Annotated in this window: 18 protein-coding genes; 10 read left to right on the top strand and 8 right to left on the bottom strand. The window is 71.0% G+C overall.

The window, feature by feature from the left end; all coding sequences use genetic code 11:
- Window positions 1-32 precede the first annotated feature (32 nt).
- From ACZ5XZ_RS10790 to ACZ5XZ_RS10805, 4 genes are all read right to left on the bottom strand, one after another.
- Entirely contained in the window at window positions 33-1187 is a 1155-nt protein-coding gene (locus ACZ5XZ_RS10790; RefSeq protein ID WP_468976345.1) for an MAB_1171c family putative transporter, read from the bottom strand.
- Between the two features lie 40 nt (window positions 1188-1227).
- A complete protein-coding gene (locus tag ACZ5XZ_RS10795) occupies window positions 1228-1962 on the bottom strand; it encodes a TetR-like C-terminal domain-containing protein (RefSeq protein WP_468976347.1) in 735 nt (244 codons plus the stop codon).
- A gap of 126 nt (window positions 1963-2088) precedes the next feature.
- On the bottom strand, window positions 2089-3309 hold the full coding sequence (locus ACZ5XZ_RS10800) for a hypothetical protein (protein ID WP_468976350.1): 1221 nt from the start codon (window positions 3307-3309) through the stop codon (window positions 2089-2091).
- A gap of 86 nt (window positions 3310-3395) precedes the next feature.
- Complete coding sequence (locus tag ACZ5XZ_RS10805) at window positions 3396-3932, bottom strand: MarR family winged helix-turn-helix transcriptional regulator (RefSeq protein ID WP_468976352.1); 537 nt, start codon at window positions 3930-3932, stop codon at window positions 3396-3398.
- Window positions 3933-4131: 199 nt separating this feature from the next.
- Here ACZ5XZ_RS10805 and ACZ5XZ_RS10810 point away from each other — a divergent pair, with 199 nt between their 5' ends.
- The 3 genes from ACZ5XZ_RS10810 to ACZ5XZ_RS10820 all read left to right on the top strand — a co-directional run bounded on the left by ACZ5XZ_RS10810 (window position 4132) and on the right by ACZ5XZ_RS10820 (window position 6903).
- Window positions 4132-5199: an alkene reductase gene (locus tag ACZ5XZ_RS10810; protein WP_468976354.1), complete on the top strand. Its 1068-nt coding sequence runs from the start codon at window positions 4132-4134 to the stop codon at window positions 5197-5199.
- Between the two features lie 278 nt (window positions 5200-5477).
- Window positions 5478-5831, top strand: coding sequence for a carboxymuconolactone decarboxylase family protein (locus tag ACZ5XZ_RS10815; protein ID WP_468976356.1), 354 nt, complete (start codon window positions 5478-5480; stop codon window positions 5829-5831).
- A 130-nt stretch (window positions 5832-5961) separates the two neighbouring features.
- Window positions 5962-6903, top strand: a complete 942-nt coding sequence (locus ACZ5XZ_RS10820) for a hypothetical protein (protein ID WP_468976358.1) — start codon at window positions 5962-5964, stop codon at window positions 6901-6903.
- On the opposite strand, the gene ACZ5XZ_RS10825 is transcribed toward ACZ5XZ_RS10820, so the two are convergent.
- From ACZ5XZ_RS10825 to ACZ5XZ_RS10835, 3 genes are all read right to left on the bottom strand, one after another.
- The gene (locus tag ACZ5XZ_RS10825; RefSeq protein WP_468976360.1) at window positions 6885-7160 is read right to left on the bottom strand and encodes a hypothetical protein; all 276 of its coding nucleotides are present in this window, start codon (window positions 7158-7160) and stop codon (window positions 6885-6887) included. The genes ACZ5XZ_RS10820 and ACZ5XZ_RS10825 overlap by 19 nt on opposite strands.
- A 112-nt stretch (window positions 7161-7272) precedes the next feature.
- Window positions 7273-8475: a polysaccharide deacetylase family protein gene (locus ACZ5XZ_RS10830; RefSeq protein WP_468976363.1), complete on the bottom strand. Its 1203-nt coding sequence runs from the start codon at window positions 8473-8475 to the stop codon at window positions 7273-7275.
- Window positions 8476-9017: 542 nt separating this feature from the next.
- The gene (locus ACZ5XZ_RS10835) at window positions 9018-9971 is read right to left on the bottom strand and encodes a helix-turn-helix transcriptional regulator (protein WP_468976365.1); all 954 of its coding nucleotides are present in this window, start codon (window positions 9969-9971) and stop codon (window positions 9018-9020) included.
- 163 nt (window positions 9972-10134) lie between these two features.
- On the opposite strand from ACZ5XZ_RS10835, the gene ACZ5XZ_RS10840 reads away from it, so the two are divergent.
- Window positions 10135-10896, top strand: a complete 762-nt coding sequence (locus ACZ5XZ_RS10840; RefSeq protein ID WP_468976368.1) for an SDR family oxidoreductase — start codon at window positions 10135-10137, stop codon at window positions 10894-10896.
- Between the two features lie 31 nt (window positions 10897-10927).
- Here ACZ5XZ_RS10840 and ACZ5XZ_RS10845 read toward each other — a convergent pair whose 3' ends face one another.
- A complete protein-coding gene (locus tag ACZ5XZ_RS10845) occupies window positions 10928-11887 on the bottom strand; it encodes a helix-turn-helix transcriptional regulator (protein WP_468976371.1) in 960 nt (319 codons plus the stop codon).
- 103 nt (window positions 11888-11990) lie between these two features.
- On the opposite strand from ACZ5XZ_RS10845, the gene ACZ5XZ_RS10850 reads away from it, so the two are divergent.
- The 6 genes from ACZ5XZ_RS10850 to trhA all read left to right on the top strand — a co-directional run bounded on the left by ACZ5XZ_RS10850 (window position 11991) and on the right by trhA (window position 20937).
- The gene (locus ACZ5XZ_RS10850) at window positions 11991-12701 is read left to right on the top strand and encodes an NADPH-dependent F420 reductase (protein ID WP_468976373.1); all 711 of its coding nucleotides are present in this window, start codon (window positions 11991-11993) and stop codon (window positions 12699-12701) included.
- 168 nt (window positions 12702-12869) lie between these two features.
- Window positions 12870-14075 carry a winged helix DNA-binding domain-containing protein gene (locus ACZ5XZ_RS10855; RefSeq protein WP_468976375.1) on the top strand — a complete coding sequence of 402 codons (1206 nt, stop codon included), beginning with the start codon at window positions 12870-12872 and terminating at the stop codon, window positions 14073-14075.
- 286 nt (window positions 14076-14361) lie between these two features.
- Complete coding sequence (locus tag ACZ5XZ_RS10860; RefSeq protein ID WP_468976378.1) at window positions 14362-16692, top strand: Orn/Lys/Arg family decarboxylase; 2331 nt, start codon at window positions 14362-14364, stop codon at window positions 16690-16692.
- A gap of 975 nt (window positions 16693-17667) precedes the next feature.
- Window positions 17668-17871, top strand: a complete 204-nt coding sequence (locus ACZ5XZ_RS10865; RefSeq protein WP_006604711.1) for a cold-shock protein — start codon at window positions 17668-17670, stop codon at window positions 17869-17871.
- Between the two features lie 346 nt (window positions 17872-18217).
- On the top strand, window positions 18218-19732 hold the full coding sequence (locus ACZ5XZ_RS10870) for a DEAD/DEAH box helicase (protein WP_468976380.1): 1515 nt from the start codon (window positions 18218-18220) through the stop codon (window positions 19730-19732).
- A gap of 551 nt (window positions 19733-20283) precedes the next feature.
- On the top strand, window positions 20284-20937 hold the full coding sequence (trhA, locus tag ACZ5XZ_RS10875; protein WP_468976382.1) for a PAQR family membrane homeostasis protein TrhA: 654 nt from the start codon (window positions 20284-20286) through the stop codon (window positions 20935-20937).
- Window positions 20938-21077: the final 140 nt, after the last annotated feature.

Below are 21077 nucleotides of genomic sequence, written 5' to 3' on the forward strand. Positions count from 1 at the left end.
CGGCCTGACGGGGGCAGACCGGGCGGGAGCTCTCAACCGGCGCTGCCGAGCTTCCGGTAGGCGGAGGCGACCTGGGTCAGCCAGGCGACCTCCGCGGTCAGGTTGTCGGTGTCGCGGTCGTCGAAGTCGCCGTCGTCCTTGTTGTCGTCGGGGATGGTGCCGGCGCGCTTGGCGTGCAGGGCCTGCCGGATCTGGGCCGCTTCGGCGAAGGCCTGCCGGGACTCCTCGCTGGCCTCGGGGCCCGCTCCGTCGGCGCCGGTGGCGGTGCGGTCTATATAGGGACGCAGGTCCCGCCAGCCGTCCCGGATTTCGATCACCCGGCGGTGGAGGCGGTAGTCGAGGTCGGAGACCGCGGCCCCCGGCGGCTCCAGGACGATGTCCGGCGAGGACTCGTACAGGTCACGCCACAGCGGATACAGGACGCGGTAGGACCGGTAACTGCGCGCCCACGTCAGCAGTTTGGCGGCCGAGGTCCCCCAGGAGGAGATCGTCAGGGCGAGGGAGAGGGTGAGGATGCCCACCGCGCTGAAGACGTTGGAGGCCAGCTGCCAGACGCCGATGTCGATCCCGGCCGCGGCGGTGAGGATGTTGACGGTCCTGCCCAGGCAGTAGAGGAAGAGGATCACCGCGGCGACGGAGAGCATCCGCAGCGCCTGCCTCAGCTCGGCCTTGCCGGCCATCCGGGCGTAGGGGCCGCACTGGCGGAAGATGGTCACGCACGGAACCGCCTGGGAGACGATGAAGACCAGGAGGTAGGTGAGGACCAGCGGCTGGCCGCTGCCGGTGTTGAAGTCCGAAGCGGGCCGGCCGGGGCCGTCGGCGATCAGGAAGAGCGCCAGCAGCAGCACGTTGAGGGCGATGCCGGTGATCAGCCAGTAGCGGGTCTTGCGCACCGCCTCCTCGGCGTCGGTCGCCCAGCGCAGCAGGATGATCTGGGCGCTGACGCAGAAGGCGACCGCCGACAGGTGCATCACCAGGATGGCGAGGTTGCCGACGCCCAGGAAGCTCTCGCCTCCCATGGCCACGGCGCCCATCGTGAAGGTGAGGCACTGCAGCAGCAGAGTGATCACGAGTGTGCGGTAGGCGGTGTCCCGCCAGCTGCGCCTGACTTGGCCCAGCCGGTAGACGAGCGCGGCGTACGACGAGAGCGCCGCAATGACGAAGCAGAGAGTTCGAGTGGTGTTCACGGCCTGATTCCCCGGCGGCGCCGCGTGCGCGGCGGACGGTCTAGTCGGTGTCCTCGCCCAGGGGGACCACGAGTCCGATGCCTTCGGCCGCCACGGCGATGGCGTAGTCGAAGAACGCGGACTCGTCCCGGACGCTGTCGTGGGTACGGCTGAAGACCTGGAACACCAGGAGCCCGATCAGATTGCTCCACAGCACGATGCCGCGCTCGATGATGTCCGAGAACGGAGCCTCGGGCACGCCGCCGAAGAGCTCCACGGCCTCGGGCCGCAGCAGCGGCGGGCCGGGTGGCGCCACCGTCCGCCGGGGCGGGGTGAGTTCACCGGCCTCCAGTGCCGCCCGCACGATGCCGGCCAGTACCCCGGGGGTACGCGACGCGGGCGGGACCGTGCTCTGCGGGGCGTGGTAGTCCGGCACGGGCGAGCCGTAGATCAGGGTGAACTCGGCGGGGTTGTCGAAGGACCACTGCCGCAGCGCGCGGGTCACCGCCAGCAGCCGTGCGCCCGCCGCCGCACCGGTGTCCCCGGCGGCCTGATCTGCCTGCTCCATCGCGGCGCCGGACGCGTTGTAGGCATCGATGACCAGCGCGGTCAGCAGGTCGTCCCGATGCGGGAAGACGGCCGCCACGTCGGCGACGGCCAGACCGCCGGAACCGGCGACGGTCTCCAGGGTCAGCCCGCCGGCGCCCCGTTTCACCAGCAGTTGGCGTGCGGCGGCCTTGATGACCGCCGGCGGCCCGGTGCCTTCCTCGGCCGCGAGCGTTCCCGATGCATCCATGGCCAAACCGTACCTGTCTGCTACAACGGCCATAAGGGCGATCACCCATGCACTTCGGCCATACGCTGCGATCCGGCCACCCGCCGGTCATGCCGCCCTGAGGCCCGGCCCGTCACCAGTGCGACGTCACGCGTCCTCACGGCCCCCATGCTGACGCCGCCGGGTGATCCACCACGTCCCTCCGACTATCAGCAGCGCGAAGACGGCCAGGCCCACGCCCTGCGCGGCCAGGAGGCAGAGGCGGTCGGACAGGGGGAGTTTGCCGGTCAGGGTGACCTGGAGGGATCCGACGGCGAAGGCGATGGCGGCGGTGAAGACGGCGACGACTTCGACGGCCCGCACGGAGGACGTGTGCAAGGAGCGCTCCAACTGGGCGTTGGCGGCGATCTGCTGGTCCCAGCGCCGCTGCTGCTCGGCGTCCCGCAGGGCCCGCAGCCGCCCCTCCTGGATCGCGTCCCGCTTGGCGAGGTACTGGTCCTGCAGGATGTTGTGGCTGAAGGCGGGGTTCGCTCCGAGCAGCGCCAGCGCGGTGTCGATGCGCGCCAGCGCGTCGTCGTGCCGTCCGCACATGTGCAGGCCGGCGGCGAGCCGGGCGTGGAACATGTGGTTGCGCGGATACTCCTCGACGGCCTCCTCGGCGTGCCGGCGCAAGAGCTCCCCCTGGCCCTCGAAGGGGACGGCGAGCGCCAGCCCGTTGAGGCAGAGGTCCACGGTGTGCCGGGTGCGGCGGGGCGATGCCCAGGCCCGGACCAGCAGATCGGTGGCGTACTCGACGGTCAACGCGCGACTGCCGAAGGCGGCGAACGACCTGAGGGCCAGGAAGAGCGGCTCCTCACGGTGGGCGCCGGCGGCCAGGGCCAGCGGCGAGGACGCGAGGAAGTCGTGCAGCTCGTCGAAGCAGAAGTTCGAGCGCAGCTTGCCGCCGTGGAACAGGGCGACGAGGTACGCGACGCGTTGCCCCGCGGTCTCGCCGAGGCCGGCGATCTCCCGGGCCGCCTCGGCGAGTTGACCCACCGACTCGGCGCTGTGCCGGTTGATGAACCCGTTCCCCAGCCCCCACTGCTCGGCGACCGCGATCCAGCTCTCGTCCGTCACATGGTCCGTCATCCATCGCCCGCATTCGAGCGCCGTGGCGGCCGTCGGCCGGTCCTGGAGCCGCCCGCGCCAGTAGCGGTCGGCGCACACGAAGTACGGGTCCGTGTCGAAGTCGGCGGAGCCCACCTCGAACTCCGGCGGGGACCCGGCTGCCAGTAATGCGGCGGCCACCTCGTCGCAGATCCGGTTGCGCGCCGTGGAATCGGCGGCACGAGCCTCTTCCAGGCGGGCCAGGATGGTAGCCGTGTCCATGCGTCCCCTCGTCCTCGGCGGTCCCGCCCCCGCGGCGGTGGCCGTTTCGAACATACCGGCCGAGGCGGGACCCGTTCCGCGGCTGCCTATGTGCCCTGGGTCCAGGAGCCCAGTGCCCGGCTGAGGTTGTCCTCCACTGTGCGCAGCAGGGCGCCGAGGGTGTCGCGCTCGGCGTCGGTGAGGCCGCTGACGGTGGTCTGCTCCAGTTCCTGCCAGGCGCTCTCGACCTGGCGGCGCAGGGCCTGGCTGGCGGTGGTGGCCTCGACCGTCATCACCCGCCGGTCGGTGGCGGAGGGCCGACGGCGGACGAAGCCGCCCTGCTCCAGGCGCTTGACCATGCGGGTGACGGTGGACGGCTCGGCGTCCAGGAGGCGGACCAGCTCCGACTGGGTCTGCGGTCCGTTCTCCCACAGATGCATCATCAGCAGCTCCTGGCCGGCGTAGAGGCCGGTGGAGCGCAGCAGGTGCGCGGCGGCCGCCCGGTGCAGGCGGGCGGTGCGGAAGACGGCGTGGCTGAGGGGACCGCTGCGCGCCGTCGCGGGCAGGGCGCCGCTGGGCGGCGGGGCGGTGTCGCGGGCGGACCGTCGGTGTGCCGCGGGCGGCGGGGTGGGCTCATCGGCCACGAGTAGCTCCTTCGTCCCCGGCAGGCGGGCGGGAGGGCAATGCGTCCGGCCATCGTACTTGCCCAGGCAACCAGCGAGGGTGGCAGCACCGACAAACCTCGCTTGCGGAGCATGTTTGTTGCTCGGGCAAGTAATGTGTCATGCTGACGGCGCTGCAGCACCCGCTCCCACCCCGCACCCACCCCTGGAGGAGTCAGCCATGTCCACTGCGTTCGACTCGTTCGATCTGGCCGGCGCCAAGCTCGCGAACCGGATCGCGATGGCCCCGATGACGCGGAGCCGGGCCTATGGCCCCGGCGCGACCCCGACACCCGAGACGGCCCTGTACTACGGCCAGCGGGCGTCGGCCGGCCTGATCGTCACCGAGGGCATCCAGCCCAGCGTCGTCGGGCAGGGCTACCCGGACACCCCCGGCCTGCACAGCCAGGCCCAGGTCGAGGCGTGGCGACCGGTGACCCGGGCGGTCCACGAGCGCGGCGGGGTGATCTTCGCCCAGCTCATGCACACCGGCCGGGTCGGCCACCCCAGCCTGCTGCCCGACGGCCTGGTGCCGGTCGGGCCCTCGGCCGTGGCCGCCCAGGGACAGGTCTTCACCCATGAGGGCCCGAAGGACTTCGTGGTGCCCCGGGAGCTGAGCGAGCAGGAGATCGGGCAGACGGTCGCGGACTTCGCCGCCGCGGCCCGCAACGCGATCGCCGCCGGCTTCGACGGAGTGGAGATCCATGGCGCGAACGGCTACCTGATCCACCAGTTCCTCTCCGCCAACGCCAACCAGCGCACCGACGGCTGGGGAGGCTCCGTCGAGGGCCGCATCCGCCTCGGCGCCGAGATCGCCGCCGCCGTGGCCGACGCCGTCGGCAGTGAACGGGTCGGCTTCCGCGTCTCGCCGGGCAACCCGTACAACGACATCGCCGAGGAGTGCCTCGCCGAGCTCTACGGCGCCCTGGTGGCGCGGCTGGCGCCGCTGGAGCTGGCCTATCTGCACCTCATGGAGGGCCCGGACCGGGAGCTGACCCGGCAGCTGAGGCAGGCGTGGCCGACCGCGTTCGTCCTCAACCCCTTCACCCACCCGCAGCCCACCGGCCACGAGGCGCTGCCCCTGGTCGAGGAGGGGCTGGCGGACCTGATCGCCTTCGGCGCGCTGTTCCTGGCCAACCCCGACCTGCCCCGCCGGCTGGCCCTGGGCGGACCGTTCACCGCACCGGACCCGGCCACCTTCTACGGCGGCGACGAGCGCGGCTACACCGACTACCCCGCCCTCGACTGACGGTTTCCCTTCTGACGGCTCGCTGTCTGGCAGCTCCCGTCTGGCAGCTTCCCGTCCCGAAGATGTTTGCTCGGACACCTGATCGTTGGCCGGTGCGGCACTCCGGAGCACCGGCTGTCCCTCCGCCTCGCGGACCGGGAGCATTTGACGCCGAGCCCGCGAAGGAATGCCATGGATGTAGGCACTTCCTGCGTTGAGGTCCATCCTGCTCGGCCTTCCCTTCCCGCGCGGCCCGTGTGGTTCTGCTGGACACATGGAGAGTGAGAAGGTCGCTGATCATGACAGCAGCACAATCTCCCGAACGAGCCCTGGGCGCCTTGGCGCAAGGTGAGCACCCGGTCTTCGAGCAGCTGGCCCGGATGACCATCGAAACGCTGCCCAATTCCGGCCTCGACGAGCGCACCTACCACCTGGTGCGGTTGGCGGCGCTCATCGCGATGGACGCCGCGCCCGCCTCGTACCTGGCCAATCTCAGCGTGGCGAAGGAGGCCGGCCTGACCGCCGAGGACGCCAAGGCCGTCTGTGTGGCGATCGCGCCGATCGTCGGCAGCGCGCGGGTGGTCGATGCGGCGGGCAGCGTTCTGCGCGCGCTCGGTTTCGCCGAAATCGTCACGGAGCTGGAGACGGCGTAGGACGGGGTGACGAATCCGCATCGGAGAACGTCGAATCCGGCCGAGCCGGCACCGGATGAACGGCGGTGAACCACGCAGGCCCGGTGAACCCCACAGGCCCGGGTCGCCCTCCGCCCGCGCGGACGAGCCGGTGACGGTCGAGGCCCAGGCGCTGCTGCCGATGATCTGGGCGGACCCGCAGCACATGCCCGAGCAGCTGGCCTTCTTCGCCGTGCGGCGGTTCGGGCCGCGGGCCGCTGCCGCGGCGGCCCGCCGCAGACACCGAAAGCCCCTGGCCGGAGCCGATGAGCTGGGCCACGACGCGATTGCCCACGGGACGCGGATGACGATCGTCGACGGCGCCGCACTGGGTGGGCCGTTCATCGTCCTGATGCCCGTGAGCTTCGTGGCGGCCCTGTTGTCGCAGGCGAAGATGGTGCTCGAACTGGCCGCCGTCGCCGGCCACGACCCCTGCAGCGAACAACGGGTCGCCGACATCCTGGTCCTGCAGGACGTGTACCCGTCGACCGAGGCGGCCGGCCGGGCCCTGACCGAGGTGAGCCGCCATCCCGCGGGTGGACACGGCCACCTCCCCCGGCGCACCCGCTGGGCACTCATCGTCAGGATGGCCGCCGTGCTCGGCCTCACGGGCGGCGACAAGCCCAGCAGACCGCGCCGGGCACTGTCGACGGCCATGCTCGGCGCCCTGTTCCTCGTGGGGATGGTGCTCCCCCTGATCTGGGTGCCCGCGCTCGCCGTGCTCTACCGGCAGAGCACCCTGCGACTGGCGGACAAGGCCGTGCGGTACTACGCGCCCGGTGCCCCCGGGGACCGGCTCAGGCACCGACGGCTGTCCACCCGCCTGCCCAGGGCTGCCGGCGTCGCCGTCATCCTGCGCTTCCTGGCCCTGACCCTGCTGCCCTTCCTGGCCGCCGCCGGGCTCGCCCTCGCGGGAGTCCGGCTGATCGGCGGCTTCTGGGGCACCGCCCTGATCGCCCTGGTGGCGCTCTCCCTGCTCCTGGGAGGCCTGTGGTTCCTCCACCGGCGCTCGCACACCACCGGTCGCCGCTCACCTCACGGAAGCGGGTCCTGAGCGGACTGTGGTTCCTTGAGCGTGCAGTTGAAGTACCACGTGGTGGTGAAGGCCTTTCTGCCGTGGAGCGTGACGGGCGTTGTCACGGGCACCACCCCGCACTCCTCCGGTACCAGCTGAGGGTGCTGAGCGGCGGCCATCCGGTGCGATGCGGGAGCGTAGGGGGCGGCGACGGCGGCTTCGGTGGCGCCGCCGATGATCAGGGCCGAAAGTGCGGCGCCGGCGACGGCACCGGCTCTGAGGAGACGTCTGCGCATGGGTCTCTCCTCTCCGTCCGGCACGACGAGTTATCGAGCCCTTTCGTGGGTGCCGGTCCTCTCCATTTTCCCGCAAGGACGCATTGCCGGCAGGAGCCCCCGATCGGGGCCGTCAGCCGCGTCCGGTGAACTGCTGACCCACCCCGAGCCCGCGCAGGCCGGCCAGGACCTTGGGGTCCTGGGCGTCCAGCCAGTCGCAGAGCTGACGGAAGGAGACCAGTCGGACGTCCTTGTGCTTCTCGTCGGCGATGTGCTTGATCGCCTCCTCGACGGCGTCCATGTAGATGCCGCCGTTCCACTGCTCGAAGTGGTTGCCGATGAAGAACGGCGCCCGGTTGGTCTCGTAGGCCCGCTGGAAACCGGCGATGTACGCCCCCGCGGCCTGCTTGCGCCAGCCCGGGTAGTTGGCCGGCGGGGCCTTGGTGGAGTTCTTCGACTGGTTGGCCAGGATGTTGTAGTCCATCGAGAGGACCGGGAAGCTGTGGCCGGGGAACGGAATCCCCTGGAGGGGGAAGTCCCAGATGCCCTGCTTCTTGGTGGGCCAGACCTGGAGGCCGCCGGGTGAGCTGGCGTCGTACCGCCAGCCGCGCTTCTTCGCCGTCGGCAGCAGGTTCTCCTGGCCGAGGAGGCACGGCGTACGGCCGCCGACCAGCTCCTTGCTGTAGTCGAAGGGCAGCGATTCGAGGTCGGTGAAGCCGGTGTTGGTCCGCCACTTGGTGACGAAGGACATGGCCTGTTCGATCTCGTCGTCCCACTGGGCGGGCGTCCAGTGCTTCACCGAGCCGCGGCCCTCGCCGCAGAAGTGGCCGTTGAAGTGGGTGCCTATCTCGTGGCCCTCCAGCCACGCCCCGCGCACGTTCTTGATCGTCTCCTTGATGTGGTCATCGGTGAGGTAGCCGATGTCGGAGGCGCCGACGGCGTTGTTCGGCGGGCGGTACATGCGCTTCTTCGACTCGGGCAGCAGATACAGCCCGGAGAGGAAGAAGGTCATCGAGGCGTTGTGTTCCTTGGCGAGCTTGCGGAACCGCGGGAAGAGGCCGTTGCCCACCTCGCCCGCCCCGTCCCAGGAGAAGACGACGAACTGCGGCGGCTTCTGGCCCGGCTCCAGCTTCTCCGGTGCGGGCGGCTGGTTGGGCTGCTTCCCGGTGTACGCGGTCGAGCCGTCGCCTATCGGCTTGCCCTTCGGCGACTTTCCGGGCTTGGTGCCGACCTTGTCGGAGGTCGACGACCCGGAGGGCGAGCAGCCGGCCACGGAGAGCGCGGCCGCCGCCCCTATTCCGAGCCCGACTATGCCTCGACGGCTGAATTCGCGCATCACGGTCCCCATCGCATTCGTTCGAAGTTCTGGTATGTGGGTCGCCCAGAGAATTGGGACGCCCAGAAAGATGGGGTGGCGGATGTCGAGGTTCCGCTGCGGCCCCGAAAAGGAGAATTCTCAACGGAGGGTCGACGGAGGATCACACTCCGAAGTCTTCAATCATTTACGGGGCCCTTGGCGGCCCCGCGCGCCTCCGTAACGCGGCTGAGCTGCCCTTCGCTTCGGCGGACCGCGCCGTGGTCAACCCCGAAAGGAAGAAGGTGACCGATCGCGCCGCCCCGCCCCCTCGCGGGGAATCGGCAGCCCCGGTAACTCGCGCGTACTACCGGCGCGACCGCCGATACCCGGCGCCGTCGCCTTCCGCGCCTTCCGCATTTCGTGCTCCCCGTTCAATGGGCGGGCGAGAAGCCGAAGACCCCCCGGCCCTCCCTCAACGCCCTTGGACGCACATGACTCTGACGGAGATCGCTAGCGCCCCGATAACGCCTCACTAACAACCGTTCACCAACAACCGTTGCCGTACTACGGGATGTCTCCCCTCAGGGGGTGTCCGACGGATCGGCGGTCACCCGGACCGCGGACCCGGCAGCTCCCTCGGCTCCGGCAGCTCCCTCGGCTTCCTCAGCGCTGTCCGAGGGTGTCGCCGCCCAGCTGGCCAGGAGCCGCAGGCGCTCCTCCGTCCGCGTACCGGGCTCCGGCGTGTAGACCACCAGCATCTGGTCCGGCTCCCCGGGGACGGTCAACGTCTCGTAGGGCAGGGTGAGTTCGCCCACCACGGGGTGCGTCAGGCGCTTGGACCCGTGGCTCTTCTCCTTGACCTGGTGGTCCGCCCACAGCCGGCGGAAGTCCTCGCTGCCGAGCGACAGTTCGCCCACCAGCGTGGCCAGTGGCCGGTCCTGCGGATGGTTCCCCGCGTCCAGGCGCAGATGGGCCACCGTCTCCGCGGCCACCGCCGGCCAGTCCGGGTACAGCTCACGCGTCAGCGGATTGAGGAACACCTGGCGCGGCATGTTGCGCTCCTCGGGCGGCAGCTGCGAGAAGCCGAGGAGGGCGTCGCCCAGGCCGTTCCACGCGAGCACGTCCATGCGGCGGCCGAGTACGAACGCCGGGGCCCGGTCGAGGGTGTCCAGGAGGAGTCGCAGACCCGGGCGGACCCTCTGGGGGGCCCGACCGGCGGCGGACGTGCGACGGGCCGCGGAGGTGCGGCGGGTGGCGGGCCTGGCCACCGTGCGCAGGTACTCCTGCTCGGTGTCGTCGAGGCACAGGACACGCCCGACGGCGTCGAGGACCGCGTCCGAGACCGAGGGGCCGCGGCCCTGTTCGAGGCGGATGTAGTAGTCGACACTGACGCCCGCGAGTTGGGCGACCTCCTCGCGGCGCAGGCCCGGCACCCGCCGCCTGCCGTGACCTGGCAGCCCGACCTCTTCGGGCTGGATGCGGGCGCGCCGCGAGCGCAGGAAGTCGCCGAGTTCCCGGCCGACGGGTATGTCCATGCCGGCGATCCTAGGTCCCGGGACCGGTCCGTTTTCCTGGTACTGCCGGACCCAGGAAAACGGCAGCCCTGGGTAGGCGCGGCGGCCGGGCGCAGGGTGGTGGTCGTCGCCGGGGGACGCCCGGCGGCGCCCCTCTCGGACCACCACCGACCAAGGAGTTCCCATGGCATACGACACCCTCGCCGGCCGCACCGCCGTCGTCACCGGAGCCGCCAGCGGTATGGGCGAGGCCACCGCCCGGCTGCTCGCCTCGCACGGCGTGCGGGTGGCGCTGCTCGCCCGCCGGGCCGATCGGCTGACCGAGCTGGCCGCCAGGATCGAGGCGGACGGCGGCCAGGCCCTCGCGGTCGCCACCGACGTCACCGACGCGGCCTCGGTGGATGCGGCGGTCGATCGGGTCCACGCCGCGTACGGCGAGGTGGACCTGGTGGTCAACGCGGCGGGCGTGATGCTGCCGAACCCCGTCACCGACGGCCGCGCCGACGAGTGGCAGCGCATGCTGGACACGAACGTGGCCGGCGCGCTGCGCGTCATCCGCGCCTTCACGCCGGACCTGATCGCGGTGGCGGAGACCGGCCGCACGGCGGACCTGGTGAACATCTCCTCCATCGGCGCGCACATCACCTTCCCCCACTACGCGGTGTACGGCGCGACGAAGGCCGCGCTCACCTACCTCTCGCAGTCCCTGCGCACGGAGCTGGGCCCGCGCGACGTCCGCGTCACCAACATCGAACCGGGCCTGACGGACACGGAGCTGGGCGGCCACATCGACAACGCCGAGCTGTCCGGCCAGCTGGACGGCATGTTCGACGCGCTGATCGGTCTGTCGGCGGACGACGTCGCCGACCTGATCGCCTACACGACGAGCCGCGCCCGCCATGTGAACCTGCGCCAGGCGATCGTGCTGCCCACCCGGCAGGCCTGACGCACCCGGCCGGCAGGGCCGGGCCCATGTCTCATCCCGTGGCGCGCAGGACGCGGTGGGCGGTGTCGCGGAGATGGGCGAGGACGTCGGGGTCGGCGTCGAGGGTGTAGTCGGCGTCGAGGTCGGCCAGGGTCTGGGCGATACGGGGCAGGTAGTCGTCGGAGACGTCGACGCGGCAGCTGTGCGTGTCGACGGGCTGCAGTCGGGAGGCCAGCCCCCGGGTGCGGGCGCGGACGTGCTCGGCGGATGCCTGGACGGTGGCCAGGGCGCGGTAGCGGGTGGGGGCGGCGGACAGCCGGCCGGCGACGAAGGCGGCGGGGTTGTCGCCGGGTACGGGGCGGGGCGGGACGCGGTGCCCGGTGGGCACGGCACCGGTGATGCGGTCGAGGCGGAAGAGGCGCCAGTCGTCCTTGTCGGTGTCGTGGGCCAGGAGGTACCACAGGTCGCCGGAGGCGACCACATGGCAGGGCTCCACGCGGCGCCGCGCCGTGCCGCTGTGGCGGGTGGTGTAGTCGAAGGCGACGATCTCGTGATCGCGGCAGGCGACGGCGAGGGCCGCGAGGAGGCCCGGGTCCGCACGTGGCCCGCGGGTCTCCCAGGCGATGCCCGCGAGGGAGGTCTGGAGGGCCGTGACCTGGCCGCGCAGGCGACGCGGCAGGACCTGTTCGAGCTTGGCCAGGGCCCGTACGGCGGTCTCCTCGATGCCGGTCAGGCCGCCCGCGGCGGTGCGCAGGGCGACGGCGACGGCGACCGCCTCGTCGTCGTCCAGCAGCAGGGGCGGCAGGTCGCTGCCGGAGGTGAGGCGGTAGCCGCCGGCGTGTCCGCGGGTGCTGTCGACGGGATAGCCCAGCTCACGCAGCCGGTCCATGTCCCGGCGGACGGTGCGCACGGTCACCGAGAGGCGCGCGGCGAGGTCGGCGCCGGACCACTCCCGACGGGTCTGCAGCAGGGACAGCAGCCGCAGCATCCGGGCGGTCATGTCGCTGGTCATGAATCCCATGATGCCGCCGTCAAAGGACACCTACTGTCCTGAATGCCCTCTACGGTGGGACCTGTCCGAACGGATCAAAACAGATCAAACCGGGAGGTTCCCCATGAAGATCGCCGTTCTCGGTACCGGTGGCGGTGCCCGCGCCCACATCGCCAAGCTCGCCGAACTCGGTCACGAGGTCCACGTGGGCACCCGTGACCCGAAGGCCACCCTGGCCCGCACCGAGCCCGACATGATGGGCACCCCGCCCTACCGGCAGTTCCTCGCCGCGCACCCCGGCACCGGGCTGCACACCTTCGGCGACGCCGCCGCCGAGGGCGACCTCGTCATCAACGGCATCGACGGCCACAACGCGCTGGCGGCCCTGTCCGCCATCGCCGACCAGCTCGCCGGCAAGACGCTCATCGACTACGCCGTGCCGTACGTCTACAACCCCGACATCGAGCACCCCTGGCCCACCCCATGGGGCGCCATGCCCGTCCTCGACCCCTGCGACAGCGACAGTCTCGGCGAGCAGATCCAGCGCGCCCTGCCGCGCACCAAGGTCGTCAAGGCGTTCGTCACCCAGGAGCAGGCCACCGTCGTCGCCCCGAAGGCCGTCGGCGGCGGGGACCACACCATGTTCGTCGCCGGCGAGGACGCCGACGCCCGACAGCAGGCCACCGACCTGCTCACGTCCTACGGCTGGACCGACATCCTCGACCTCGGCGGAATCGTCGCCGCCCGCGGCATGGAGATGTACGCCCACATGCACAGCGCCATCGGCTTCGCCCTCGGCTTCGGCACCCACTTCGGCGTCAAGGTCGTCCGCTGACGCCCACCGCACACGAGGCCGACTCCCACCGCACACAAGAAAGCACTCCCCTGAGCAACACCGGCGCCGGCCCCGTCACCCTGTCCGGCGGAAAGTGCTGGACGGTCCTGCTCGACCCCTCCGGCCGGCCCTTCTGCATCCACGGCACCCACTGACCCGTTAGCGAGCGTGATCGTTCTGCCCCGCGTCACCGCAGCCCACCGCCGCGCCCGCCTCGTCCGCCGTCATCTCCTCGCACCCTCCGTGCGGGAGAACACGGCCGAGGCGGTGGCCGAGGCGCTGATCGGCCTGCACGCCACCGACCCCGCCACCGTCTTCCTCGCCACGGCCGCCCGCATGCACCGGCCCACCGTCGCCGCCGTCGAACGGTCTCTCTACGACACCACCGCCGCCGGCACCCCGGCGCTGGAGCGCATCCGGTGCATGCGCCGCACCATGTTCGTCCTCCCCGCCCCCCTGGCCCCGGCCGTCCGGTCCGCGACCGTCCGCGACACCCACCGCCACCGCACCGACACCATGGCAAGGCTCCGCGACACCCTCGGCTGGGACGAGCGCGGCTACGCGGCCGCCGAGCAGGCCACGCTCGCCGCCCTCGCGGCCCGCGGCGAGGCCACCGCGGCCCAACTCGCCGCGGACATACCGGCCTTGCGCGAGCAGATCGTCCTCTCTCCCGGGAAGTCCTACGCATCGCGGCAGCGGGCCAGCGCCTCCGTCCTGGGCGTGCTCGCCGCCGAGGGCCGCATCCGCCGGGCCCGGCCCGCCGGTTCGTGGACCTCCGCACAGTTCCGGTGGGCCCCGGCCCGGCCCCTGCCGCAGATACCCGTGGCCGAGGCGAAGACCACGCTGGCCCGTCGCTACCTCGCGGCGTTCGGCCCGGTCACCGTGGACGACCTGAAGTGGTGGACCGGCTGGAACCTCACCGACACCCGCAAGGCACTGGCCGCCACCGGCGCCCAGGCCGTCGAACTCGACGAGGGCACCGGCTACCTCCTCCCCGAGGACCTCGACGCTTCCCCCGGCCTCCCCGAGCCGGGCGCCGCCCTGCTGCCCGGCCTCGACCCCACGGCCATGGGCTGGCGCCACCGCGACTGGTACCTCGACCCCGACCACACCAAGGCCCTCTTCGACCGCAACGGCAACATCGGCCCCACCATCTGGTGGCACGGCCGCATCGTCGGCGCCTGGGCCCAGCACCCCGACGGCCACATCAACCACCACCTCCTCACCGACCCCGGCCGCGAAGCCCGCACCGCCATCGACCACGAGACCACCCGCCTGACCACCTTCCTGGCCGGCACCCGCGTCACCCCCTGCTACCGCACCCCCCTCGAACGCCGTCTCGCCGCCAACGGCCGCACCGCACGGAACGGATGACGCGGTATCCATGCCTCGCCCGCTGTGTGCGGGCTCCGGGGAGCGCCGCCGGGCGGGGCGGCCGGCGCCACACGGAGCGCAACTACCGCACCATGCAAGCGCAGTTGCGCCTGTTGCCAGTGAGGAACTCCGGCCCCTCAGCTCCGCGCCCCTGGTACCTCCTGCGAGTGAAGCGCGCAGTGAAGGTCGGCCAACGTCCGGGCTCCGCCGAAAGACTCTGCCACGGGTCGACGACACATCGACACGACTGCACAACGGCACACCCCTCATCACGAAGGCGGATGTCATGGCAAACGGTACGGTCCTGCTGGCCCTGCGGGAGAACCCTCTGGGCGGTGGCGCGAGTTCCGAGCAACTGCGCCGTATCGGCAAGGAGATGGAGAACAAGGGGCTGGAGCCGCGGTGGGCGGCGAGCGCCAGTGACGCACGGGCCACCCTGCACACGGAGGCGGGGCTCTCGGCGGCCGTCGTCGCCTGGGACCTGCCAGGCGGTAAGGGTGACGCCGTCGAGGAGGGCGGTGGCGCCGAGGTCCTGCGTCACATCGCGCGCCGTTTCAAGGATCTGCCGGTCTTCCTCCTCATGGCCGACGAGTCCGACCAGGACCTCGAACGCCTGCCGCTGTGGGTCTCCGAGGCGGTGGTCGGCTACATCTGGCCTCTGGAGGACACCCCTGCCTTCATCGCCGGCCGCGTCGTCAGTGCCGCCCGCGCCTACCACAAGGACGTCCTGCCGCCGTTCTTCAAGGCGCTGCGCCGTTTCGACGACGCCCACGAGTACTCCTGGCACACCCCGGCGCACGCGGGCGGCGTCGCCTTCCTGAAGTCCCCCGCGGGGCGCGCCTTCTTCGACTACTACGGCGAGCGCCTCTTCCGCAGCGACCTGTCGATCTCGGTCGGCGAGCTGGGCTCGCTCTTCGAGCACAGTGGCCCGATCGGCGAGGCCGAACGCAACGCCGCCCGCGTCTTCGGCGCCGACCGCACGTATTTCGTCCTGCACGGCGACTCCACCGCCGACCGCATGGTGGGCCACTACAGCGTGACCTCCGACGAGATCGCACTGGTGGACCGCAACTGCCACAAGTCCGTGCTGCACGGCCTGGTCATCTCCGGTGCCCGACCCGTCTACCTCGTACCCACGCGCAACGGCTACGGCCTGGCCGGTCCGCTGCCCCCGGCCGGGACCGACGCGGCGGCGGTGGCCGCCCGGATCGCGGCCAACCCGCTCACGGCGGGCGCGGTGTCGCCCAAGGCCCAGTACGCGGTCGTCACCAACTCCACGTACGACGGCCTGTGCTACGACACCGTCGCGGCGGCCCGGTCCTTCGCCCCCAGCACACCGCGCCTGCACTTCGACGAGGCCTGGTTCGCCTACGCGCGCTTCCACCCCCTCTACGCCGGACGTTACGGAATGGCCGTCGGCCCGGACACCTTCGAGGGGCCCGAGCGGCCCACCGTCTTCGCCACGCAGTCCACGCACAAGCTGCTGGCCGCGCTGTCGCAGACCGCGATGGTCCACGTCAGGTCGGCGCCCCGGGCCCCCGTAGAACACGAGCGGTTCAACGAGGCGTTCATGATGCACGGCACCACCTCGGCGCTCTATCCGGCTATCGCCTCCCTGGACGTGGCCACCGCGATGATGGACGGAGCGCAGGGCCAGTGGCTGATCGACGAGGCGGTGACCGAGGCGATCCGCTTCCGCCAGGCCGTCGTCCGCACCGGCCGTCGGATCGCCGACGCGGGTGACCGGCCCGCCTGGTTCTTCGGCGTCTGGCAGCCCGACACCGTCACCGATCCGGCCACCGGCGAGCGCATCCCGTTCGCCGACGCCCCGCCGGCGCTGCTGAGCCGCGAGCCTGGCTGCTGGCACCTCGAACCCGGCGCCGAGTGGCACGGGTTCGCCGGCCTCGGCGAGGGCTACTGCATGCTGGACCCGGTCAAGGTGACCCTGACCTGTCCCGGTGTGACGGCCACCGGCGAGACCTCGCCCTGGGGCATCCCGGCGCGGATTCTCACCGCTTACCTGGCAGCCCGCGGCATCGTCGTGGAGAAGACCGACAGCTACAGCACGCTCGTCCTCTTCTCCATGGGCATCACGAAGGGCAAGTGGGGCACCCTGATGGACGCCCTGATGGACTTCAAGGCCCTCTACGACTCGGACGCGCCGCTGGATCGGGTCCTGCCCGACCTGGTCGAGCAGTTCCCGCGCCGTTACGCCGGCACCACCCTGGGCCGGCTGTGCCAGGAGATGCACGAGCACCTCACCCGCGCCGAGCTGATCACCGCGCTCGACACGGCCTTCCAGGAGCTCCCGGAGCCCGTCGAGCCACCCCAGCGCTGCTACCAGCAGCTGATCCGGGGCGGTACCGAACGCCTGCGGCTGTCCGAGGCCGCGGGGCGGGTGGCGGCCGCGATGGTCACCGTGACGCCGCCGGGCATCCCGGTGCTGATGCCCGGGGAGTCCGTCGGCGCCCCCGACGGCCCGCTGCTGCGGTACCTGGGCGCGCTGGAAGCCTTCGACCGGGCCTTCCCCGGGTTCCACAGCGAGGCCCACGGGGTCACGATCGATCCGGAGAACGGCGACTACCGGATCGAGTGCGTACGCCTGCCGGACGCCTGATCCACTGAGCAGGCCGGCTGCGACCTGGGGCGAGGCGAGAGGTACGCCAGCCCAGAAGCGCGCTGTCGCGTGCCCGAGGCGCACTCCCTACCGTGGACGCCGGGCGCGCGTCGGCCCGCTGTCGTCGGCATGCGTTGTCGGGAGGACCTAGGGGTCGAACCCGCGCTCTGAGCTTGGGAATCAACGGGGCGTGTACGCGCCATTGCGGATTTGACCTGCGCAAACGCGTGCCGTGGGGCAGAGTGAAGAGGGTCGGTGGGGACCCGTATTGACCGTGATTTACCGCTCGTTGGGGCATGCGGAGGGCACGGGCGTCGTCGGGAGGCAACTGCTTGCCGTCAAGATTCCCTTGCGGGCAGGTGGAAGAGAGGGGCATGTGGATACCGGCGGCGGCATTGCTGGTGCAAGTGTGCAGGGCCGGCGTGCTCATCACCCCGCTTAAAGGTTCGCCGGGGTTGCCTCAGGCAGCGTCGGGCGATCCCGGCGGGCATGGCTCACAGCGCCCGATATTCACCTTGCAGGACCGAGGCGGCCTGTCTCGAACGAGCCGAAGTTCTCGAGGTGGCAGCTAGGGCCTGTCCGATGGGTCAGGCCCTAGGGCGAAGACGGCTGCCGGGGCCGTGAGCACGGGCCCCCGTCCTTCCGGGTGATCTTGAGTGTGCTGACCTCCGGTCGAATAGGGGCGAGCGTCGATGCTGAATATCTCATGCCGCAACTACAGAAATGGCCACTGGTGCGGTAAGGGTTTTTTGCGCTCCCGAAAGCGTCGGGATCATGTGCCGTGCATGGCCGCCAGTACCGTGCTACCGTCGATCTCAGTTGCAGTTGTGGTTCCCAAGACTTCAAGCGTGCTCGCTGTCGTACATGGCGGAGCGCTTTCGTATTTCCGGTGTTTATTTCCGGACGGGCAATCAACGCAGCGACACGGAGCCCGCATGGTGTGGGCTCCGGGCACTGCCCCGAAGGAGATATGACATGGCTACTGGCACCGTGAAGTGGTTCAACGCGGAAAAGGGCTTTGGCTTCATCGAGCAGGAGGGCGGCGGCGCCGACGTCTTCGCCCACTACTCGAACATTGCAGCCCAGGGCTTCCGCGAGCTGCAGGAGGGCCAGAAGGTGAACTTCGACGTCACGCAGGGCCAGAAGGGCCCGCAGGCCGAGAACATCGTTCCCGCCTGACGCTGACGCGTACACCGTAGCTGGGGCCCGCACCTTGGGTGCGGGCCCCAGCTCGTTGCTTTTCGGTGTTTCCCGTGTGCCCCGCAACGGCCGCGCAAGCGGCGTGCGGGAAGCGAGTTCGATTTCCCGACCGCTATCCCGCGACGGGCAATCCGCCCCGGATCCGTGATCCGACAACTGCTTCGCTCTTCTTTGCGGCGTTGTCGGTCCCGCTTCGGCGTGCGGGGGCGAAATATTTCCGCCCCACTTTGTTTCATCTCATTTCATCGGTTCGTTCTGGCGATTCTTTTGTGCGGCTTATTGCCACCGGGAATTCCTCGACGTACCGCATCGAGGAAGGTTCTCCATGAACCGCACAGTTCGCACGAATGACCGCTACTCCCGCTCTGCCGGCTCGTCAGGCTCAGGCCGCGGCGGCTACCGCTCCGGTGGGTCGAACCGCTCGGGCACAGGCCGTTCCGGAGGCCCCGGACGGCGTCCCGCGACACCGCAGGGAGAGTTCGCCCTGCCCGTCACCCACACTCCCGCCCTGCCCCCGGCCGAGACCTTCGCCGAGCTGGACATGCCGCCGGCACTGCTGGCGGCCCTCGGCGCGGAAGGCATGTCCGCCCCGTTCCCCATCCAGGCCGCCACGCTGCCGAACTCGCTGGCCGGACGCGATGTTCTCGGCCGCGGACGCACCGGATCGGGCAAGACGCTGGCATTCGGTCTGGCCCTGCTGGCCCGCACCGCCGGACAGCGCGCCGAGCCCCGCCAGCCGCTGGCCCTGCTCCTGGTCCCCACCCGGGAGCTGGCCCAGCAGGTCACTGATGCACTCACCCCCTACGCCCGGTCGCTGAAGCTGCGGCTGGCCACCGTCGTCGGCGGGATGTCGATCGGCCGTCAGGCCGGCGCACTGCGCGGCGGCGTCGAAGTGGTCGTTGCCACGCCGGGACGACTCAAGGACCTCATCGAGCGCGGCGACTGCCGGCTGAACCAGGTCGCCATCACCGTGCTGGACGAGGCCGACCAGATGGCCGACATGGGCTTCATGCCTCAGGTCACCGCACTGCTCGACCAGGTCCGGCCCGAGGGGCAGCGGATGCTCTTCTCGGCCACCCTGGACCGCAACGTGGACCTCCTGGTCCGGCGCTACCTCACCGACCCGGTGGTCCACTCCGTCGATCCCTCGGCGGGCGCGGTCACCACGATGGAGCACCACGTGCTGCACGTCCACGGTGCCGACAAGCACGCCACCACCACCGAGATCGCGGCCCGCGAAGGCCGGTCGATCATGTTCCTGGACACCAAGCACGCCGTGGACAAGCTCACCAAGCACCTGCTGAGCAGCGGCGTGCGCGCCGCGGCCCTGCACGGCGGCAAGTCCCAGCCCCAGCGCACCCGCACCCTGGCCCAGTTCAAGACCGGACATGTCACCGTCCTGGTGGCCACCAACGTCGCGGCCCGCGGTATCCATGTCGACAACCTCGACCTCGTCGTCAACGTCGACCCGCCGAGCGACCACAAGGACTACCTGCACCGCGGCGGACGCACCGCCCGCGCCGGCGAGTCCGGCAGCGTCGTCACCCTCGTCCTGCCCAACCAGCGCCGCACCATGAATCGCCTGATGGCGGACGCGGGCATCACCCCGCAGTCCACCCAGGTCCGCTCCGGCGAGGCCGAACTGAGCCGTATCACCGGCGCCCAGGCACCCTCCGGCATCCCGGTCACCATCGCCGCACCAGTCGTCGAACGCGCCAAGCGCAGTGGCTCTTCCACGCGCGGCCGCCGCAGCCGCCCCGCCCGGGCCCGCCGTGCCGCCGGGTCAGCCCGAACCGCGACACCGACGGCGCGGCAGACCTCCTCGGCCCGGGCCGCCTAGGTCGATCCCGGACGATCACGCCCAGCTCGTCGGATCACCCTCGAGACCCGGTTGCGGGACATCGTCTACGACCGGGGGCCCTTCACTTCGCCCGTGATGTCTGTACACGATGCGGAACGCGCCATGCGCCAACGCGCGCTGCGGGCCTCACCCGTGATCGGTGAGGGCGGGCACGCCCTGGGTGTCGTCGTCCTCACCCGTTGACACCTCTTCGCCCGGGCCGGTGATCCGTTTCCGGCTTCTCTTCGACCTTGCTGGGCCACCCGGCCCGGGCCTGACCGGACCGCTGCGGCAATGCAGGCCCGGCGGTCCGAGGCTGACCTCCCCACACGCTGTTGCGGGGTGACTCCTGCCGTGGCTGTCTGGTTGTCAGCGGCCCAACAGTCCGAAGGAGGAAGGAAGCTGTGTCCCGCGACGCCGCCGAATCCGGAAGTGTGCCCCTCGCCCCGGTGAGGGGAGAACGTGCTCCAGCTGGCCAACCCCGCGAAGAGCACCGTGACAGTGCCGGGGCAGGCGCTCACCCGGATGCCGCTCACCCGGCTGCCGCTCTGGTGGAGCGGGCGGCCGACCTGGTGGAGCCGATCAAGCCGAAGCTTCGGGGCTGGCTCCACGCCGGAACGGTCCCCGCCGCGCTGATCGCAGGCGTCGTCCTCATCCGCCTGGCCCGGACCCCGCAGGCCGCCCTGGCCTGCACCGTGTACTCCCTCACCGCGTTGCTGCTGTTCGGGACGAGCGCCATCTACCACCGCGGCACCTGGGGGCCGCTCGGCGAGGCCGTTCTGCGTCGTCTCGACCACGCCAATATTTTCCTCATCATCGCCGGCACCTGCACCCCCCTGGCCGTGCTCCTCCTCCCTACGGACCAGCGGCCCGTCCTGCTGTGGATCGTGTGGATGGGGGCGCTGGCCGGCATCGCCTTCCGCGTCCTCTGGGTCGCAGCTCCCCGTTGGCTGTACACCCCCTGCTACCTGGCCCTGGGCTGGGCACCGGTGCGCTACCTGCCCGACTTCCTGCACACCGGCGGAGCGGCCGTACTCACCCTGATCGTGACCGGCGGTCTCCTCTACAGCGTGGGCGCGGTGGTCTACGCCCTCCAGCGTCCCGACCCCTCACCTCGCTGGTTCGGCTTCCACGAGGTCTTCCACGCCCTGACTGTGGCGGGCTTCACCGCGCACTACATCGCCATCGCCCTCGCCGTCTGCTGACCACAGCAGTGTCCTGGCGCATGGGCCCTCGTCCGTCCCACGTCCCGATGGCCTGCCCGGCTCCCGGTGAATCAGAGGTGCGGAGCTCGGATGCTGCCGCGAGATCAGGGAACACCTCGACCGTGGCGCTCAGCCCGCTT

The organism is Streptomyces sp. NPDC033270 (assembly GCF_055576575.1).

Excerpts from the sequence above, each read along its gene's own strand:
- ACZ5XZ_RS10795 (WP_468976347.1), bottom strand. The coding sequence starts at position 1,962 with ATGGATGCATCGGGAACGCTCGCGGCCGAGGAAGGCACCGGGCCGCCG.
- ACZ5XZ_RS10800 (WP_468976350.1), bottom strand. The coding sequence starts at position 3,309 with ATGGACACGGCTACCATCCTGGCCCGCCTGGAAGAGGCTCGTGCCGCC.
- ACZ5XZ_RS10810 (WP_468976354.1), top strand. The coding sequence starts at position 4,132 with ATGTCCACTGCGTTCGACTCGTTCGATCTGGCCGGCGCCAAGCTCGCG.
- ACZ5XZ_RS10815 (WP_468976356.1), top strand. The coding sequence starts at position 5,478 with ATGACAGCAGCACAATCTCCCGAACGAGCCCTGGGCGCCTTGGCGCAA.
- ACZ5XZ_RS10825 (WP_468976360.1), bottom strand. The coding sequence starts at position 7,160 with ATGCGCAGACGTCTCCTCAGAGCCGGTGCCGTCGCCGGCGCCGCACTT.
- ACZ5XZ_RS10830 (WP_468976363.1), bottom strand. The coding sequence starts at position 8,475 with ATGCGCGAATTCAGCCGTCGAGGCATAGTCGGGCTCGGAATAGGGGCG.
- ACZ5XZ_RS10835 (WP_468976365.1), bottom strand. The coding sequence starts at position 9,971 with ATGGACATACCCGTCGGCCGGGAACTCGGCGACTTCCTGCGCTCGCGG.
- ACZ5XZ_RS10840 (WP_468976368.1), top strand. The coding sequence starts at position 10,135 with ATGGCATACGACACCCTCGCCGGCCGCACCGCCGTCGTCACCGGAGCC.
- ACZ5XZ_RS10845 (WP_468976371.1), bottom strand. The coding sequence starts at position 11,887 with ATGACCAGCGACATGACCGCCCGGATGCTGCGGCTGCTGTCCCTGCTG.
- ACZ5XZ_RS10850 (WP_468976373.1), top strand. The coding sequence starts at position 11,991 with ATGAAGATCGCCGTTCTCGGTACCGGTGGCGGTGCCCGCGCCCACATC.
- ACZ5XZ_RS10860 (WP_468976378.1), top strand. The coding sequence starts at position 14,362 with ATGGCAAACGGTACGGTCCTGCTGGCCCTGCGGGAGAACCCTCTGGGC.
- ACZ5XZ_RS10865 (WP_006604711.1), top strand. The coding sequence starts at position 17,668 with ATGGCTACTGGCACCGTGAAGTGGTTCAACGCGGAAAAGGGCTTTGGC.
- ACZ5XZ_RS10870 (WP_468976380.1), top strand. The coding sequence starts at position 18,218 with ATGAACCGCACAGTTCGCACGAATGACCGCTACTCCCGCTCTGCCGGC.